This window comes from Ensifer sp. GW101-20A05 (assembly GCF_059424735.1).
In genome coordinates this window covers 54,417-71,246 of record NZ_JBWKZT010000004.1, presented here as the reverse complement: position 1 = coordinate 71,246, position 16,830 = coordinate 54,417, and the positions used below count along the sequence as shown (strand labels likewise).

Below are 16,830 nucleotides of genomic sequence, written 5' to 3'. Positions count from 1 at the left end.
AGATGGAAATAGCGGCCCAAGCTTGCGCGAGGGTTTCACGGCCGCACGTGCAGATCGCCCCGCACTGCGAGCGGATCAGAAACCGGATTGGATGCGCGAAAAGATGATGTCGGTGAAAATGGAGATCTGGGCGCCGATGAAGGGCGCAGAAACGGCAACCGTGATCATGACCGCAAGAATCTTCGGCACGAAGGTCAGCGTCATTTCCTGAACCTGCGTCAGCGCCTGAATGAAGGCGATGACGACGCCGACGATCATCGCGGCGAGTACGGCGGGCCCCGAGGCCACGATCACGGTCCAGATCGCGGCCTGTACGATATCGAGGGCATCCGCCTCATTCATGGATGGTTCACTTCACCTTGACGCCCGGGCCGATAACAAGCTCCTTGCCGCTATCCAGCACCGCAATGATTCCGTCAGAGTATAGTTTCACTTCCTTAACCACGCCAGTGGTCTTGCCGTCCTCGCTGGTGACGGTGCGTCCGATCACGGCATCGGCTTCGCTCAGCGACGTGCGCTGGAGGAGGCTCTCGAGGTTCTTGTTGGTCTTGATCGTCTGTTCCACCTGCGAAAAGGTCGCGAGCTGGGCGATCTGCTGGGTCGCATCCATAGGTTGCGTCGGATCCTGGTTTTTCATCTGGGCGACCAGCAGCTTCAGGAAGCTCTCGTAGTTGAGCGATGCCTTGGCCGCGTCGCCGCCCGAATCCTGGCCGGAAACGATCGGGGTGTAGCTGTTGTTGTTGACGCCGCTTACCGCCACGGTGCGATCTCCTTGCGAATCTGCTCGACCGTCGCCGGCGTGATTTCCTGCGTGTTGAGAATGCGATCTTCGATCGCGTAGAGGCCACGGATCGCTTTCAGCGCCTCGAAGGCGCGGCCGTTGGTGACGAGACCGTCGACGCGCTTCAGTTCGGCCAGAATCTCTTCGTTCTTGAAGCAGTTGAGCAGCATGACGACCGACTTGCGGAACATGGCGGTCGACTGTTCCGCACCTTCCGGATTGATGAGGATCATCTGCGCGATGAAGTAGAGCTGCTTCAGCGGCGTCGTCGCGTCTTCCGGCTGCAGCACGTGGTTTTCGAGCAGGAAGGTCACGTCGTTCAGAAATTCGACTGCGACCTTGCGGTCAACGCGAAGCACCGCGCCGTTAACAAAAATCCGTTCGCCCGACTTCAGCGAAATACGCAGTGTGCTCTTCATTTCAGTCCATCCCTGATGATGGTGGTAATGTCAATTATGCCCTGGAAGTTGGAGGATTCGCGTTTGCGGATCTTCTCTGTCTCGTTGAGTATCCAGATGGCGATCGAAATCAGATTGGCGCGCAGCTCTTCGTTGAGCTGGTTTTCCGGAGCGCGCAGATCCTCGATGAAGCGGATCCACAGACGCCGGGTGAAGTAGATGGCCTCGATGGCCTCTCTCGAATACCCTTTCTGCTGTTTCGCTGCTTCCATGAGCGCGATCGAGCGATCGAGTACCTGCCGTTCTCGATTTTTGGAGTCGGCGACGCCGTCCTCCATGATCTCGGCATAGGAAAACTGATACATTCAGACATCCTTCATGTTTGTCCGGTTCCCCATACTAGAGGAAATTGAGCAAGCTCATCTGCTGTAGTCGCGACGTTAGTGTATAGGACGTTTCCAACTGCACCTTTAGCGTGTTGATCCGGGTCGATGTCTCGATCGGATCGACGCCCTCGATGTCGGCGACATGCGTGTTGACGAGCTTGAGCTGCGCTTCGATGGAGGTATTCGCCTTCTTGACGCGCGCTTCAGAGATACCGAGCGAGCTGCGCTCCGCGTTGAGGCCGGCAATCCCCTGTTCCGCGTAGTCGAGGGCTGCGACGCCAATGGCCGAGCGCACCTCAGGCGTTACGTTCTTGTCCATCAGTTCAGCGGCGATCACGCTTGCCACCGCGAACATCCGGAAACCCTTGGTATTGGCGTTGGTCGAGCTCTCGATGACTTCGCTGGTGCTGATCCGGCTCGTCATGTTCTGGTTCGAAGCGTCGGACCAGTTGGCATCCCAGCCAGGTCCGGTGAACATCGGTTCGACGGTGTTCTTGATGAAGTCCTGCATTTGCGTGACGGAGAACTGGTTCATGCCGGTCAGCGGCGGAACCTGCGCAGCCATGAAGGTCGAGAGTGCATTGTCGAAAGCAGTCTTGGCGGCCGACGGCGGTGTCGTGTCGTAATCGGCAACCGGCTTGGCATCCGTGTTGATGCCCGAAAACAGGAACTCGCCATTGAAAGAAGTGTTGGCCGCAGCAGTAAAGGTCTGCAGCGCGCCCATGATCTCGGTCTTCTGGATCTTCAACTGGCTGGCAGCATCGTTGCCCTTGTAGGTGACGAGCGTGTCGCGCACCTTTTCCGCCGCCTTCGCCATGGTCTCGAGAGCGCCCTGCGAACCGGAGAGACGCTGGGTCACGACCGAGTTCGTGCTCTTCATCGAGTTCAGCCGGTCCAGCTCGCGCTGAAGGTTGAGTGAACGTGACGCCGTCGCACCAAGCGCCAGGCCAACGTCATAGTGGCGGCCGGTGGTCTGCTCCTGGGTGAGTTTGAGCAGCTCCGACTGATTCTGCTGGATCGTCAGGCGCATTGCGCTCTGGATCGCCAGATTAGAAACGTAGGACGTCTTCATGATTACCTCACGGCTTCCATAAGGGCTGCCATCATGGCATCCACGGTACTGACCAGCTTGGCCGATGCTTTGTAGGATTGTTCGAGATCGAGCAGCAGCGACAGTTCTTCGTCGATGCTGACGCCCGTCTGCTTGCTGAGTGCTTCCTGGGTGCGCGCAAGCATTGCCTGCTTGTTGTCGTCCGCGGTCGAGGCCGTCTTGCGTGTCTGCTCGAGCCAGCCAACCGAACCGGTCGCAAAGTTCAAAAGGCTGCTATTACTATCGAGGCCAGTGGACGGGGCGAACGACATGTTCTCGCCCATCTTGTTGATGAAGCCGTCGAGCAGCGCGGTATAGCCGGGGCTCGGATTGGCCGCACCGCCCGGGTTCGACACCACGCCATTGAAGCCGCCGTCTCGCAGCAGCAACGGGTTCGCTTTGGCCAAGGCGTTGACGGTGATCTTGGACGCCATGCCGGGGACGATGGTGCCCGTTGGCGGAACGCCAGCACTTCCCCAGGTGAACAGACCGGGCTGATACGCGATTGCCGGCGGGCTGCCTTCCTTGAAAAGCTCGACCAGACCGCGCGCGATCTCGTCCAGCTGCGACTGGAACTTCGGCGCGATATCGTCGCGCAACTGCACCAGGCTCGCGAGCTTGCCCTTGGCTGTCGTGTCCGCGCCGGTTCCGGCTGCGATCGGCACGCCATCGACGAAAATCTTGTTTCCTGTGACGGTGGCGTCGAATGTGGTGGTAGGAGCGAAAGTGACCTGACGCGGAATGTTCTCGAAGAGCACCGTGCCGTCGGTGGTGAAGATCACCGTATCGCTGTTGCCGCGCGTGACGGTGGAGATGCCGATGATCTCCGAAACCTGCTTCAGGATCTTGTCGCGCTGGTCGAGCGCGTCGCTGGCGTCACTGCCTAGAGCCGTCGCCGACTTGACGGCGTTGTTGGCCTTCTCGAAATCCGCCAGCAAGCCGTTCAGCTTGTCGACCTCAAGGGCGATTTCCTTGTCGGCATCCTTGCGCAGGTCCTGCACCGTGGTGGAGGTTTTGTTGAGCGAGTCGGCGAGATCCTGCGCATCGGAGACGGCCGTCGCCGCGATCGTCTTGTTCCCCGGCGTCGCAGCCAAGGTCTGTAGGCTGTTGCGGAAGTCCGAGAGCAGCTTCGACGGCGCCGTTTCATAGTTGTTGCCGCCGAGCGCCGACTTCAGCAGTTCCAGCCCGTCGCGAAGTCGGGCCTGGCCCGAGGCTTCGCCGATGCTGGCGATGCTCTGCTTGAGCAGCGCCTCGTTCTGGGCCCGGTAAATGGATACGACCTGCGCCCCGTTCGGCGTGCTGCCCAAGAGAGCGAGACGACGCGAATAATCCGCATTGCCCGCATTCGCGATGTTCTTCGACACGGTCGCGGTCTGCTGCGCCGTATTGCTGAAGGCCTGCTGTGCGATGGATATTGCGGAGGACAGCGACATGACGCGGACCGTATCTCTTTCAATTACCGTTTCAGGTTGACCAGCACTTCAAGCAGGTCCGAGGCGGTCTGGAACACCTTGGAGTTTGCCGTGTAGTTGCGCTGCGCCTCGATCATCGAGGTCAGTTCGTTGGCGATGTCGACGTTGGAGTTTTCAAGCGCCTTGGACTGGATGTTGCCGAATGCCCCGGAGCCGGCAAAACCGGTGACGATGACGCCGGAATCGGTGCCCTGCGAATAGACGTTGCCCGATTCCGGCTGCAGCTTGTCCGGGCTCTGCACGGTCGCCAGCGCGATGCGATACTTCGGAACGAGGTTGCCGTCGCCGTACTTGACGTAGACGATGCCTTCCTTGTCGATCTCGAAGCCCGACATCTTGCTCGGCTTGCTGCCGTCGATGCCGCCGCCGGTGCTGGTGAAGTCACCGCCGAGCTGCGTGGTCTTAGTGGTGTCGATCGTCAGAGCGCCGAGATTGGCGCCGGTGCCCGGCAGGTTGTTGATAGCCGTCGTCGTCAGTGTGGCAGGGACCGCGCCGGTGCGCTTGCCGGCCGCGTCGAAAGTCATGACCTGAGAGCCGATCACACCGGTGATCGGCGGGCCGGCCGAGTAAGTCGCCCGGTCGCGGATCTCCAGCGACCACTCATTGACGTTGGTTTTCTTGTAGACGAAATCGAGGATACGGGTGTTGCCCTGGCTGTCATAGACGACGAGCGAGGTCGGCTTTTCGTCGCCGATCGCTGCACCCGACGGCAGGTTGGCTTCCATCGCGCCCTTGGTCGAACCGGAGGCCACCAGGCCTTCGTCCTTGAGCTTGACCTGCGTCAAGCCGTCAAAGCCGTTGACAACAACCGTCGGATCAGCGCCGGCCTTGTATTCGTAACCCATCAGCGTGAAGCCGGCGGTGTTGACGAGGTTGCCGTCCTTGTCGGGGACGAAGGAGCCGGCACGCGTCAGGAAATTCTGGCCGCCATTGCCCTGGACGATGAAGAAGCCGCCACCGTTGATGGCCAAGTCACTTGCCGACGTCGTGTAGCTCGTGCCGCCCTGCTGCGAGATGCTGTAGCGCACCTGGGTCTCGACGCCGCCGGAATTGTAGTTGCCGCCGCCCGAAGGCAGGATCATCGACGAGAACTCGGTCGAGGCGCGCTTGTAGCCCGTCGTGTTCGCGTTCGCGATGTTTTCGGCGACCGTGCCGAGACGGTTGGACTGGGCGTTCATACCGGACACGCCCGTTCTCATGCTGCCATAGAGACTCATATCGGATCCTCATTTCCTTGTTACGGCGACACTAGGAAGCGGGCCTTGCGTGAACCTGTCTTGGTTCGGCGCCCGCTCAACCGCGTGGCGTTCAGTTCCAGTCGATGCAGTAGCCAAGGAAGCGCTTGGAATCGATCGGATCGAAGCCGAGCTTCTTGCGCAGTTTCTTGCGCAACTTGCTGATGTGGCTCTCGACGACGTTTTCTTCGACATCCTCGTCGAAGATCCCGTAGATCGCGTTGAAGATCTGCGACTTGGATACGCGGCGGCCGCGGTTTGCGACCAAATACTCGAGAATCCGCCGTTCGCGGCGCGGCAGTGCGAAGACGTCGCCGTTGATCTCGGGATCACGACCGTCGGCAAAGACGCGGATCGGACCAATGTCGGTGAAGTTGGTAATCGCCTTCAGGCGGCGGCGGATTGCGGCGACGCGGGCGAGGATTTCGCGGGGGTGAACCGGCTTGCGCACGACGTCGTCGACGCCACAATCAAAGAGCGCAAGCGTGTTTTCGAGAGAGGGGGTGTCGCTGACGGCGATGACGGGCGCCATCGACCGGTCGCGGATGGCACGAGGCAGTGCGAAGGTGGCGTCGCCCTGACCGATCAGGAAGGCCTCGACGGCATCGATATCCGAATCAGCCGCCGCGTTTACCCACTCGCCAAACTCCCTGGGGTCGAAGCCCGTCGAGGGAATTCCTTCACGCCCGAAGAGCGACGTATAGCCGTCCTTCACAAGCTCTCTTTCATCAACCACTACGATCATTCGCCCGCCTCCGAATCAGTATGGCTCCGCACTGATCGAGAGGTACGAATCGAGGGATTCATGAACAACTAGAGGAAGTTACTGGGTGGAATTAATAATTGATTAACCATGTTTCGCCGATTTGATCTATATCTAGTGGCACCCCGTTAACAGCGGCACTAAAATAATGTGGAAAAGTTAACGGACTACGACAAATCTGCTTGCCGTCACATTGTCCACGCATTGTCGCCACAATGCGGCAGCGTCTTCAAAAATACAATTATTGATTGCTCACTGACAGAACTGCGTGGCGTTCGGCGTCCACTTGCCGTAGCCCGTTGCGACAAGATTCGCGATCACCCGACAGACATATTTCTTCTGCGCCGGGTCGTTGTTCGGGCCCGCGTGATAGCGGGCGACAGCCATAGTCCAAGTCTCATGCTTGGCGTGCAGATTGGCCAGGAAGCGCGCGGCATATTCGACATTCTTGCGCGGGTCAAGCATCTCCTGCGGCGAGCTGAAATGCTCGCCATGGAAGTAATAGTTGATCTGCATGCAGCCAAGATCGATGAGCTTGGCGCCCTGCGCACGGGCATTGCCGAACTGCGTGAGAACGTCCTGTTCACTGGTGCCAAAATAGGCCTTGCCTTCGATGTTCATCGCATAGGGCTGCAGCGAGCCCTTGCGGCCAGTTTCGGTCAGCCCGACGGAATAGAGTATCCCGGCAGGGATGTCGTATTTCGCTGCGGCGTTCATGATCTCGCGTTCGCAGACGCCGGCGCTGGCCAAGGCACTACATGTAGACGTGACCAGTGCGAGAGCGCTCAGTGCCGGCAGCCGCATCGTCCGTCCCGCCATTGCCAACCCACCTTTCCGCCATCGAAGCCTGGCCGTCGTCCTGTCGCTGCTGACGTCCCTGGGCGTTGCCGTCAGCCCGCTCGCGTCCCTGCTGCCCGGCCTGGGCTTGTGCCTGAGCCTGCGAGCCTCCGCCCGTGGACGTGTCGCCGCCCGAATTGAACACGATGTTGACCTGGTCGACCGCGAAGCCCTGCGCACGCAGGGCCTTCACCATCTCGCTCTGGTCGTCGCGCAACTGCCGGAACGCTTCGCCGGTCTCCACCTTCAGCTCGACCTGCAATTCGTCGTCCTTGAGCCTCAGCGTGGCGGTGACGAGACCGAGTTCGATCGGATGGAGCTGGATCTTCAGCGTGTTCAGCGTCTTGCCTGCCTGGGTCCAGGCGCCTGGCTGGCTGAGTGCCGCGCTCGGCTGCAACGGGCTGGCGCCGACTTCGCCTGCGATCGCGTCCGCCACGGCGCTCGTGTTCGGATTCATCGAGATGCCCAGATAGCGCCGAGCCTCAAGCACCGTGACGTTCTCGACCTTGGCAGCCTGCGAACGGGTGCCGTCGAACGCCGCCTCTCCATCCTTGGAGAGGCTCATGGTTACGGCCTGTCCCTTGCCGTCGGCCCGGGCGAAGCGGAAGAGCCGATCCGCGTCGCCCTCGCCTGCCGCAGACTCGGCCTTGGCGCCGTGCTCGCCGGTCCCAGCGACATGCATGCCTGCAGCCTCGCCCGTGCCAGTCGCCGGCTGACGGCCGGCCTTGGTCGTTTCGCCGAGCGCCTGCCCGACTGCCTGGCCGCCGCCAAGCAGCGTCAACAGGTCATCCATATCCGTCTTCGATGCCGACGTCGCTTCGCTGCCCTCGCCATTGGCGGCATCGGCGTCGCCTACCGCCGTCGTCTCGCCGTTTGCCTGCACCTTTGCCAGCCGTTCCGCAAGGGCGGCAATGCGCTCTGCGAGTTCGTCCGGGACGGTCGCGTTGTTCAAACCGGCCGGATCCGCGTTCGCCTTGGCCGTCTCAGCCTTGTTCGCCGCGCGCCGCGCGCCAAGGTCGCGTTCAGTTGCTGGAAAACGGTCGTGGGGGGCGTGTTCGCCAAGTGCTTGTTCGTCGCGGCCGATGGCAATGCTGCGCGTCGCCGCACCGTGCCTGCCGGCGGTCTTGGCAATGTTGTCCTTGTCGATCAAGGCTCCAGCCTCCGCGTCGTCGCCGGCAGCGGTGTCACCGAGGCCCTTGCCGGTTCCCGCCTGATCATTCGCCTTCTGCCGTCCAGCATTTGCCACGGCGTCCTCGAAGGCGCCACCCGCCTGCTCCTTGCCGCCGGCGCGCCCATTTCCCTTGCCGGCAGGGGCCGGGGGCAGGCCGCGCAGGCTATCATCAAGAGCCCTCATTTCCCTTCTCCCTTCAGGAGAGCATCGATCTCTTCGATCTTCGACCTCCCCTTCGCCACGAACCCGTCGTGTTCGGGATCGCCGGCCGCACCGGCGTCGATTTCCGCCGCGCCTTCGGCTGCGGCCACCGGGATCGGCGTATTGCCGAAGGGGCTTAGGCCACTGCCTGTCTCCTCACCCGTTTGCGAGCCGTCGGCTTCGACCGGTCTATCGGGTTTAGACGCAAACGCTTGCGTGAGGCTTTCATCATTCGGCGGCCTGACGACCGCATCTGCGACGGCTCTTGCGGCATCTCGCAGCGCACGGTCGCGTGGCGAAAGCTCCGCATCCGGTATCGCTGCTATGCTCGCTGTCGCGGCGAACACGTCGCTGGAGGGAACGGACGCAAGGCCCGCATAGAAGCCCGCGAGCACCTTCGGCTGCATTGCGCCGTCGGCACCAAGCGCTTCTGCCCGCTCAGAAGCCTGCTTCGCCAATACCTGCTTGCCGGCAATCGCTGCGCGCCGGGCGACACGCAGATAGACCTCGCGCTGGCGCGGCGCGTCCATGAAGTCGAGAATCTCGGAGATCCGCCCCTGGGCTTCTCCGTCGAAATGCGCGACGGCAAGCTCGACGAAGACGTCGGCGAACTGGCTGGCATAGGGAGACGTCAGGTAGCGGCGCGCATAGGTCAGCGCGTAGTGAAAGCCCTTGTCCGGCGCGTCGGCCTGCACCGCAAGGAACACCGAGCGACGCAAGGCCGCCTCCTCGATGATCGTGCCGGGAGCCGTCAAACGCGCCCAGTCGTAATACTTCATCGCCGCAACCGGATCCTGCTGCGACGTCGCATTGCCAAGAATGAGATAGAGATACGGACCGATGCGGGCGTTTCGATATTCCGGGGCAGCCTTGGACAGGTTCTCGACGATCAGACCACCCTTGCCGTTCAGATACTGCCGTAGCGCTTCGGTCACGCGGGAATCGAAATTGCCGGCCACGTCATGATCCGAAAGGTACTTCAGCGTCTCGGGATTGCCGCCGCTCATCGCATAGACAAGCGCCGCATCGACGTTGCGCGGGTCGCTAAACACCGAGGCATCGGCGGCGCGCAACCGCTTGTCGATCGCCCCGAGCATGAAACGCTGCATCTCGATCGCGGAGTGATCGCCGAGCACCACGGAGTCCTGCACATATTGCAGCGACCGGATCATCTTGAAGGGTGCGAGTTCCTCGATATCGTTCGCCCTGGCGCTCCCGATTGCAAACGGGGTCGCCAGCACGCAGCAGGTCATCAGGATCGATCGCAGGCGTCTCAGCATCATGTTTAACCCGGAGCCGATTGCAGCAGGATCTCGATGCGCCGGTTGCCCGGCGCATAGGGATCAGCCGGGATCTGCAACCGCCGGTCGGCGAAGCCAGTGATCTGGCTGACGCGGTCTTCCTTCAGACCACCGCGAACGAGCATGTAATAGGCACTCTGGGCGCGTGCGGCGGAGAGCCGCCAGTTGTCATAGGTGCCGTCCTTGAACGGGCGGCCGTCGGTGTGGCCGCGGATCGCGACAGCACCCTGCCGCTCGGCGAGCAGATGGCCGATCTTTTCCATCGCCAGTACCAGTTCCTTCTGCGGCACGGCCGAACCGATGGCGAACATCTGCGCGTCCGTGCGCTCGCTGATCGTAACCATGAGACCGCCCTCGGCCGGCGTTACGACGAGGCCTTCCGCCAGCTGGCCAGCCTCACCGGCAAGCTCCTTCTTGAGCTCGGCCTGGAGTTCTTCGGCCTGTTTCTCCGCGGTCGCCTCGGCCGTGTCGGTCTTCGGCTTGTCGCCGGCGTCGCTCTCGGCCGTTTTGTCCGTGCCGTCTCCTGCCTTCGCCTGCTCCGCCTGTTTTTCATCCTCGGTCTTGTCGACCGCGGGCGCGCCACCTGCCTGCATCGCAGATGCCGCGGCGAGCGCCACGTCGCTCTTGGTCGTATTGCCCGCTTCGGTCAGTTCGACCTGTTTGGTCCAGAAATCCGGATCGAACGGATCGCGATAGGCTTCGCCGCCGTCGGCGCCGGTTGCCGGACCGGACTGAGCCGCTCCGCCCTCACCCTTCACGCTGATGTTGGCCTGCTGGCCGACTTCGCGGGCGATTTCGGAGAGCACCGAATAGGGGTTCTCGAAGAAGTCTGCGTCGGAATACTTCGTTTCTTCGCCCGAGGTCGCCGTCAACTGGTCGCCGGTCTTGGCCGACCCACCGGACTTTTCCTGCTCGCCATCGACCTTGGAGCGCTGCTGCGTCTCCTCGCCCTGCGCATCCTTCGCCGGATCCTTCAAGCCGCGTTCGGCAGGCTTCTGGTCGGTCAATTGCACCGGATTGAAATAGGAGGCGATCGCCGCCTTCGTTTCCTCGTTGGCAGCGTTGATCAGCCACATGACGAGGAAGAAGGCCATCATTGCCGTCATGAAGTCGGCATAGGCGATCTTCCACGAGCCGCCGTGATGCCCGTCATGGCCACCGTTGTGGCGCTTGACGATAATGATCTCATGTTTGCCGTTGTGATGGTTTTCGTCGCTCATGCGAGAACTTTCCGGACGGTATCGGCCCAGGCGGCCATGCGTGTCACCAGGATCGCACCGTCCATTTCGACAGCGAGATCGATGTCGTCGGTTTCGACGTGGCGGAACAAAGGCATGTCCTCCCCGAGCTGGCGCTTCAGCGCCTCGAAGAGTTGGGTTGGGCCCTTGACGACGAGGGTGCAACCTTCGCCGGCCACCAGGCCCTGCTTAATCATCTGCGCCATATCGGCGACGGCGCGCTGCAGGAGGGCATCCTCCATGACCGGCGCAAGAACCCGAGCGGTCTGGTCTCCGAGCGCGGCCACCAGACTGTCGGCCATGTCGGCAAAACGCTCTGCCAGGCGGTTGGCGGTCTCTGCTTCGAGGCGTTGGGTCAAGGCCGCGAGCTCGGCCGCATGGGCCGCCTGCAGGTCGGCAATCTGGCGCTCGTGTTCGAAGACGAGCTCGGCCGTCGCCTCGGCGCGGCCTTCTGCGAAGGCGCGTCGGCGCTCCGCGTCGATGTCAATCTCTGGCATGGCTGGCCTCGCGCCGAGGCGGTCGCCATCGGCATAGTCGCTGTCCAGATCGGGGAAATATTTTTGGGGCATCAGCGACAGCTCGACTTTCGGCGCGCTGAAATCCTTGAGGTAGCGGGAGAGCATCGCACTCATGACCGGTCACTCGCGGCGGCGCAGCGATGCGGCAATCCCCGTCTGATCACGAGACGGCACCCTCTGGCGCGGATTTCCATGGCTCCTGGCACTGCTGACATGTCTCCCACGGGTCCAGCCGCGGATGCGAAGAACCCAACATTCTTGACGTACATCGGCGATGTTCGGGCTAGTCGTTCCCGGAGCGATCCGATGCAGGCGGCGGCCAAGATTCATTTTGGCCGGCAGTCATGCGACAGGACTGCGAGAGAAGGCTATTCGGTCAAACTTGTGCGAAAATGAATGTGTTGGACCGCGCCAGGGCAATTAGCGCGGTCCAACCGTTTCCACCGGGTGCCGTGACCGACGACGTGGCAGAACTCAAACTTTGCCGCCCCCATTCCGGGAAAGCGGAAGCGTTTTGGCGGATCCGCCGGGCGCAGCCGGCCACTCTCCGCCGATGCGCCTTACTGTTGGAACAGGCGCAGGATGTTCTCGGAGTTCGTATTGGCGATCGAGAGCGCCTGGATGCCGAGCTGCTGTTGCGTCTGCAGTGCCTTGAGGCGCGTCGATTCCTCGTTCATGTCGGCATCGACCAGGCGACCGACTCCCTTGTCGATCGTATCCATCAGGTTGGCGATGAAACTTTCCTGCATGTCGATGCGCTTGGTGATGGCGCCGAGCGTGGAGCCGGCATCGGTCAACTGGCCGAGGATGTGGTCGACGACGCGGATCATGTCGTCCATCTGGGCGTCGGTGGTCGCTGCCGTCAGCTTGACTTCCGACGAGGTCGCATTCGGGGTGGTCACCGGTGCGCCGATCAGGTGGAAAAGCTTGGCCGATGTGCCGACCGGCGACGTGAGCAGCGAGGCGTCGTAGCTTCTGGTCAGGAGGCCACGGCTCGCGTTGGCCGTATCGATCAGCATGGATTGCGCCGTGTCGAAGTCGAGCGTGGTGACCGACACGTTGCCGTTGGCATCGCGGTTGAACGAGGCAACGATCGACTTGGTGCCGACGGAAGCCGCATTCGCGTTATAGAGCCAGTTTTCGCTGGAGAAGGATGCGGACTGCGCGGCAGCCAGGAGCTGGTTCTTGAGTTCGGTGATTTCCTTGTCGATCTTCAGCTTGTCGACGCCCGGCTCGCGCGCGGCAACCAGCTTGCGCTTGATCTCGCTGACGACGTCTATCGACGAATTCATCGCCGCATAGGCCGTGTCGATCTTGGCTGCACCGAGGCCGAGTGCGTCTTCGACGGTCGACAGCGCGGCATTGTCGGAGCGCATGGTGGTCGCGATCGACCAGTAGGCGGCATTATCCGCAGCGGTCTGCACGCGGTAGCCGGAGGAAATCCGATCCTGGACCTCGGCCATGTCGGTATTGATGGAACGCAAGGTCTGAAGCGCCGCCATGGCGGCGGTATTGGTCATAATGCTGGTCATTGGTCACCTGCCCGGAATGAATTTCTGAAGACATTCCGGAGTGCAGAACCGGCAGCGATGGGACTGGCATCATGCGAATCGCCCCTGTTTTGCCCTGGAGGCGACCCTTCGCTCTTAACCAACATGTAACGATTGCATGGTTAACAAATGGTTAACGCCGTTAGTAAGTCGGTAACAAAGGTGAACAAAAATAAGGGAATATGGATGAAAGGTTAAAGGCGGATCGCGCACGCTGCCAACGCGCCTGGGAAAATTTGAAGCGCAAAACGAAAAAGACCGCACGACCCCGTTGGGCGTGCGGTCTTTCTGCTGTGTGCGAAAGAGGGGCGAAAAGTCGCCCGTCTTGCCTGTCGTTCGCTTAGCGGAACAGCGACAGGATGTTCTGCGAGTTGGTGTTGGCGATCGTGAGCGCCTGGATACCGAGCTGCTGCTGCGTCTGCAGAGCCTTCAGGCGGGTCGACTCTTCGTTCATGTCAGCGTCGACGAGGCGGCCAACGCCCTTCTCGATCGAGTCCGAGAGGTCGCGGACGAAGTTCTGCTGCAGTTCAACGCGGCTGTTGAGCGCACCGAGATCGGCAGCAGCGTCGGTCATCTGCAGAAGCGTTGCGTCAACGCCCGAGATGGCTTCTGCCAGAGCGCCCATCGTCATGTTGGTGATGTCGAGCGACAGCACGCTGTAGCCGGTCGTAACCGTCGCACCGTTGGTCGCCAGCTTGTATTCCATGTAGCTGGAGAGCAGGCCGGTGCCGCCGGTCGTAACGTTAGCGCCGGTGGCGTCGACCTGGATCAGCGAGCTCTTGTTCGTGTCGAACTGGAGCGTCGTCAGGCTGACGTTGCCCTGGGCGTCGCGGTTGAACGAACCGACGATCGACTTGGTGGCAGCCGTGTTGTTGGCGTCGTTGTAGACCCAGTTTTCGCCGGAGAACGAAGCTGACTTGGCAATGCTCACTAGCTGGCTCTGCAGCTCCTTGATTTCCTTCTGGATCTTGCTCTTGTCGACGCCCGGCTCGCTGGCGGCAACCAGCTTTTTCTTGATCTCGTCGACGACGTCCTTGGAGTTTTCCATGGCCGTGTAGGCAACGTCGGTCTTGGCAGCGCCGAGGCCAAGAGCGTCTTCAACGGTCGAGAGTGCCTTGTTGTCCGAACGCATGGTGGTTGCGATCGACCAGTAAGCGGCGTTGTCGGCAGCGCTACCGACGCGCAGGCCCGATGAGATGCGGTCCTGGGTGGTTTCCATCGAGGAATTGATCGAACGCAGGGTCTGAAGAGCCGACATTGCGGCGGTGTTCGTCATGATGCTGGTCATTGGCTGAGTGCCCCTTGTTGGCTGATTTGGAATGAAAAGGGACATTCCGGGATTACCGGGAAGCAGCGGTCAGCCTCATGCCTGTTAATGTTGATTAACCCGCCGTTTCGTTGGCCACAGAAAACACCATCGTGGTTAACAAATGCTGAAGCTCAGTCGATAATTTCGGCACGCGTGGCTGAAATAGACCAACAAAAAACCGCGCCTCTTGCGAAGCGCGGTTTCGATTTTCTGCAGTCGGGCGCGAGCCGGGACCCGCGCCGCCTGGCGCCCGATTAACGGAACAGCGACAGGATGTTCTGCGAGTTCGAGTTGGCGATCGTGAGCGCCTGGATACCGAGCTGCTGCTGCGTCTGCAGAGCCTTCAGGCGGGTCGACTCTTCGTTCATGTCAGCGTCGACAAGCTTGCCGATGCCCTTCTCGATCGAGTCCGAGAGGTCCTGAACGAAGTTCTTCTGCAGTTCAACGCGGCTGTTGAGCGCACCGAGATCGGCAGCAGCGTCGGTCATCTGCAGGAGCGTCGCATCAACGCCCGAGATGGCTTCGGCCAGAGCGCCCACCGTCATGTTGGTGATGTCGAGCGACAGCACGCTGTAGCCGGTCGTAACCGTCGCACCGTTGGTCGCCAGCTTGTATTCCATGTAGCTGGAGAGCAGGCCGGTGCCGCCGGTCGTGACGTTAGCGCCGGTAGCGTCGACCTGGATCAGCGAGCTCTTGTTCGTATCGAACTGGAGCGTCGTCAGGCTGACATTGCCCTGGGCGTCGCGGTTGAACGAACCGACGATCGACTTGGTGGCAGCCGTGTTGTTGGCGTCGTTGTAGACCCAGTTTTCGCCGGAGAACGAAGCCGACTTGGAAATGCTGATGAGCTGGTTCTGCAGCTCCTTGATTTCCTTCTGGATCTTGCTCTTGTCAACACCCGGCTCGCTGGCGGCAACCAGCTTCTTCTTGATCTCGTCGACGACGTCCTTGGAGTTTTCCATGGCGGTGTAGGCAACGTCGGTCTTGGCAGCGCCGAGGCCGAGGGCGTCCTGAACCGTGCCGAGAGCCTTGTTGTCCGAACGCATGGTGGTCGCGATCGACCAGTAAGCGGCGTTGTCGGCAGCGGAACCGACGCGCAGGCCCGACGAGATGCGGTCCTGGGTGGTTTCCATATCCGAATTGATCGAACGCAGAGTGGAGAGAGCCGCCATTGCGGCGGTGTTCGTCATGATGCTGGTCATTGGCTGAGTGCCCCTTGTTGGCAATACTCGTGAAAAAGGGACATTCCGGGAGCTACCGGGAAGCAGCGGTCAGCCTCATGCCTGTTAACCGGTTGTTGTTGTTGGTTAACCCGCTCCTTCGATGGACACAGCAAACACCATCGTGGTTAACGGCAACCTAAGACGCCGCGATTATTTTTCGAAACGCTCCAACATCCGATTTGGCACAACAAAAAACCGCGCCTCTTGCGAAGCGCGGTTTCGATTTTCTGCAGTCGGGCGCGGGCCGGGACCCGCGCCGCCTGGCGCCCGATTAACGGAACAGCGACAGGATGTTCTGCGAGTTCGAGTTGGCGATCGAGAGCGCCTGGATACCGAGCTGCTGCTGCGTCTGCAGAGCCTTCAGGCGGGTCGACTCTTCGTTCATGTCAGCGTCGACGAGCTTGCCGATGCCCTTCTCGATCGAGTCCGAGAGGTCCTGAACGAAGTTCTTCTGCAGCTCGACGCGGCTGTTGAGCGCACCGAGGTCGGAAGCGGCGTCGGTCATCTGCAGCAGCGTTGCGTCAACGCCCGAGATGGCTTCTGCCAGAGCACCGGTGGTCATGTTGGTGATGTCCATCGACAGCACGCTGTAGCCGGTCGTGACCGTCGAACCGTTGGTCGCCAGCTTGTATTCCATGTAGCTGGAGAGCAGGCCGGTGCCGCCGGTCGTAACGTTAGCGCCGGTGGCGTCGACCTGGATCAGCGAGCTCTTGTTCGTGTCGAACTGGAGCGTCGTCAGGCTGACATTGCCCTGGTTGTCGCGGTTGAACGAACCGACGATCGACTTGGTGGCAGCCGTGTTGTTGGCGTCGTTGTAGACCCAGTTTTCGCCGGAGAACGAAGCCGACTTCGCGATGCTCACGAGCTGGTTCTGCAGCTCCTTGACTTCCTTCTGGATCTTGCTCTTGTCAACACCCGGCTCGCTGGCGGCAACCAGCTTCTTCTTGATCTCGTCGACGACGTTCTTGGAGTTTTCCATGGCCGTGTAGGCAACGTCGGTCTTGGCAGCGCCGAGGCCGAGTGCGTCCTGAACGGTCGAGAGCGCCTTGTTGTCCGAACGCATGGTGGTCGCGATCGACCAGTAAGCGGCGTTGTCGGCAGCGGAACCGACGCGCAGGCCCGACGAGATGCGGTCCTGGGTGGTTTCCATATCCGAATTGATCGAACGCAGGGTAGCGAGAGCGCCCATTGCGGCGGAATTGGTCATGATGCTCGTCATTAGAGTGTCCCTTTATTACTTAAGACGATTGGGGGACATACCGGACTGTTTACACTACCGGTGATGATGGATCGGCTTCATGCCTCTCGGTTCCAACGACTTTCTCGGAAGAAACCAAACCCGTCATGTGAGGCCGAA

General features: G+C 61.0%; 17 protein-coding genes. All 17 read right to left on the bottom strand.

Annotated features, from left to right (window positions below):
* Nucleotides 1-75: 75 nt before the first annotated feature.
* Nucleotides 76-342, bottom strand: coding sequence for a flagellar biosynthesis protein FliQ (gene fliQ / locus AC070A_RS12265; protein ID WP_043624946.1), 267 nt, complete (start codon nt 340-342; stop codon nt 76-78).
* A gap of 7 nt (nt 343-349) precedes the next feature.
* Nucleotides 350-760: a flagellar hook assembly protein FlgD gene (flgD, locus tag AC070A_RS12260; protein ID WP_057251055.1), complete on the bottom strand. Its 411-nt coding sequence runs from the start codon at nt 758-760 to the stop codon at nt 350-352.
* Nucleotides 751-1,200, bottom strand: a complete 450-nt coding sequence (gene flbT, locus AC070A_RS12255) for a flagellar biosynthesis repressor FlbT (protein WP_025425943.1) — start codon at nt 1,198-1,200, stop codon at nt 751-753. The genes flgD and flbT overlap by 10 nt, the downstream gene beginning before the upstream one ends.
* On the bottom strand, nt 1,197-1,544 hold the full coding sequence (flaF, locus tag AC070A_RS12250; RefSeq protein WP_034800744.1) for a flagellar biosynthesis regulator FlaF: 348 nt from the start codon (nt 1,542-1,544) through the stop codon (nt 1,197-1,199). Before flaF ends, flbT begins: the two co-directional genes overlap by 4 nt.
* A gap of 34 nt (nt 1,545-1,578) precedes the next feature.
* Nucleotides 1,579-2,637, bottom strand: a complete 1,059-nt coding sequence (locus tag AC070A_RS12245; protein ID WP_057251057.1) for a flagellar hook-associated family protein — start codon at nt 2,635-2,637, stop codon at nt 1,579-1,581.
* A 2-nt stretch (nt 2,638-2,639) separates the two neighbouring features.
* Complete coding sequence (flgK, locus tag AC070A_RS12240) at nt 2,640-4,088, bottom strand: flagellar hook-associated protein FlgK (RefSeq protein ID WP_057251059.1); 1,449 nt, start codon at nt 4,086-4,088, stop codon at nt 2,640-2,642.
* 23 nt (nt 4,089-4,111) lie between these two features.
* The gene (locus tag AC070A_RS12235; RefSeq protein ID WP_113736745.1) at nt 4,112-5,344 is read right to left on the bottom strand and encodes a flagellar hook protein FlgE; all 1,233 of its coding nucleotides are present in this window, start codon (nt 5,342-5,344) and stop codon (nt 4,112-4,114) included.
* A gap of 91 nt (nt 5,345-5,435) precedes the next feature.
* Nucleotides 5,436-6,107 carry a transcriptional activator Rem gene (rem, locus tag AC070A_RS12230; RefSeq protein ID WP_057251062.1) on the bottom strand — a complete coding sequence of 224 codons (672 nt, stop codon included), beginning with the start codon at nt 6,105-6,107 and terminating at the stop codon, nt 5,436-5,438.
* A 270-nt stretch (nt 6,108-6,377) separates the two neighbouring features.
* On the bottom strand, nt 6,378-6,929 hold the full coding sequence (locus AC070A_RS12225) for a transglycosylase SLT domain-containing protein (RefSeq protein ID WP_057251064.1): 552 nt from the start codon (nt 6,927-6,929) through the stop codon (nt 6,378-6,380).
* Nucleotides 6,880-8,316 carry a flagellar hook-length control protein FliK gene (fliK, locus tag AC070A_RS12220; RefSeq protein WP_112994595.1) on the bottom strand — a complete coding sequence of 479 codons (1,437 nt, stop codon included), beginning with the start codon at nt 8,314-8,316 and terminating at the stop codon, nt 6,880-6,882. The genes AC070A_RS12225 and fliK overlap by 50 nt, the downstream gene beginning before the upstream one ends.
* Nucleotides 8,313-9,614 (bottom strand): chemotaxis protein MotC, encoded by a 1,302-nt coding sequence (gene motC / locus AC070A_RS12215; protein ID WP_113736756.1) that lies wholly within the window; start codon nt 9,612-9,614, stop codon nt 8,313-8,315. Before motC ends, fliK begins: the two co-directional genes overlap by 4 nt.
* Before the next feature lie 5 nt (nt 9,615-9,619).
* Complete coding sequence (locus AC070A_RS12210) at nt 9,620-10,855, bottom strand: MotB family protein (RefSeq protein WP_058325387.1); 1,236 nt, start codon at nt 10,853-10,855, stop codon at nt 9,620-9,622.
* Entirely contained in the window at nt 10,852-11,505 is a 654-nt protein-coding gene (locus AC070A_RS12205; RefSeq protein ID WP_058325386.1) for a hypothetical protein, read from the bottom strand. Before AC070A_RS12205 ends, AC070A_RS12210 begins: the two co-directional genes overlap by 4 nt.
* A gap of 446 nt (nt 11,506-11,951) precedes the next feature.
* The gene (locus tag AC070A_RS12200) at nt 11,952-12,923 is read right to left on the bottom strand and encodes a flagellin N-terminal helical domain-containing protein (protein WP_058320502.1); all 972 of its coding nucleotides are present in this window, start codon (nt 12,921-12,923) and stop codon (nt 11,952-11,954) included.
* Between the two features lie 358 nt (nt 12,924-13,281).
* Entirely contained in the window at nt 13,282-14,229 is a 948-nt protein-coding gene (locus AC070A_RS12195) for a flagellin N-terminal helical domain-containing protein (RefSeq protein WP_058325385.1), read from the bottom strand.
* Between the two features lie 275 nt (nt 14,230-14,504).
* Complete coding sequence (locus AC070A_RS12190) at nt 14,505-15,452, bottom strand: flagellin N-terminal helical domain-containing protein (RefSeq protein WP_192494620.1); 948 nt, start codon at nt 15,450-15,452, stop codon at nt 14,505-14,507.
* A 292-nt stretch (nt 15,453-15,744) separates the two neighbouring features.
* Nucleotides 15,745-16,692, bottom strand: a complete 948-nt coding sequence (locus AC070A_RS12185; protein ID WP_218372967.1) for a flagellin N-terminal helical domain-containing protein — start codon at nt 16,690-16,692, stop codon at nt 15,745-15,747.
* Between the last annotated feature and the right edge of the window lie 138 nt (nt 16,693-16,830).

Excerpts from the sequence above, each read along its gene's own strand:
- fliQ (WP_043624946.1), bottom strand. The coding sequence starts at position 342 with ATGAATGAGGCGGATGCCCTCGATATCGTACAGGCCGCGATCTGGACC.
- flbT (WP_025425943.1), bottom strand. The coding sequence starts at position 1,200 with ATGAAGAGCACACTGCGTATTTCGCTGAAGTCGGGCGAACGGATTTTT.
- flaF (WP_034800744.1), bottom strand. The coding sequence starts at position 1,544 with ATGTATCAGTTTTCCTATGCCGAGATCATGGAGGACGGCGTCGCCGAC.
- AC070A_RS12245 (WP_057251057.1), bottom strand. The coding sequence starts at position 2,637 with ATGAAGACGTCCTACGTTTCTAATCTGGCGATCCAGAGCGCAATGCGC.
- flgK (WP_057251059.1), bottom strand. The coding sequence starts at position 4,088 with ATGTCGCTGTCCTCCGCAATATCCATCGCACAGCAGGCCTTCAGCAAT.
- AC070A_RS12235 (WP_113736745.1), bottom strand. The coding sequence starts at position 5,344 with ATGAGTCTCTATGGCAGCATGAGAACGGGCGTGTCCGGTATGAACGCC.
- rem (WP_057251062.1), bottom strand. The coding sequence starts at position 6,107 with ATGATCGTAGTGGTTGATGAAAGAGAGCTTGTGAAGGACGGCTATACG.
- AC070A_RS12225 (WP_057251064.1), bottom strand. The coding sequence starts at position 6,929 with ATGCGGCTGCCGGCACTGAGCGCTCTCGCACTGGTCACGTCTACATGT.
- fliK (WP_112994595.1), bottom strand. The coding sequence starts at position 8,316 with ATGAGGGCTCTTGATGATAGCCTGCGCGGCCTGCCCCCGGCCCCTGCC.
- motC (WP_113736756.1), bottom strand. The coding sequence starts at position 9,614 with ATGCTGAGACGCCTGCGATCGATCCTGATGACCTGCTGCGTGCTGGCG.
- AC070A_RS12210 (WP_058325387.1), bottom strand. The coding sequence starts at position 10,855 with ATGAGCGACGAAAACCATCACAACGGCAAACATGAGATCATTATCGTC.
- AC070A_RS12205 (WP_058325386.1), bottom strand. The coding sequence starts at position 11,505 with ATGAGTGCGATGCTCTCCCGCTACCTCAAGGATTTCAGCGCGCCGAAA.
- AC070A_RS12200 (WP_058320502.1), bottom strand. The coding sequence starts at position 12,923 with ATGACCAGCATTATGACCAATACCGCCGCCATGGCGGCGCTTCAGACC.
- AC070A_RS12195 (WP_058325385.1), bottom strand. The coding sequence starts at position 14,229 with ATGACCAGCATCATGACGAACACCGCCGCAATGTCGGCTCTTCAGACC.
- AC070A_RS12190 (WP_192494620.1), bottom strand. The coding sequence starts at position 15,452 with ATGACCAGCATCATGACGAACACCGCCGCAATGGCGGCTCTCTCCACT.
- AC070A_RS12185 (WP_218372967.1), bottom strand. The coding sequence starts at position 16,692 with ATGACGAGCATCATGACCAATTCCGCCGCAATGGGCGCTCTCGCTACC.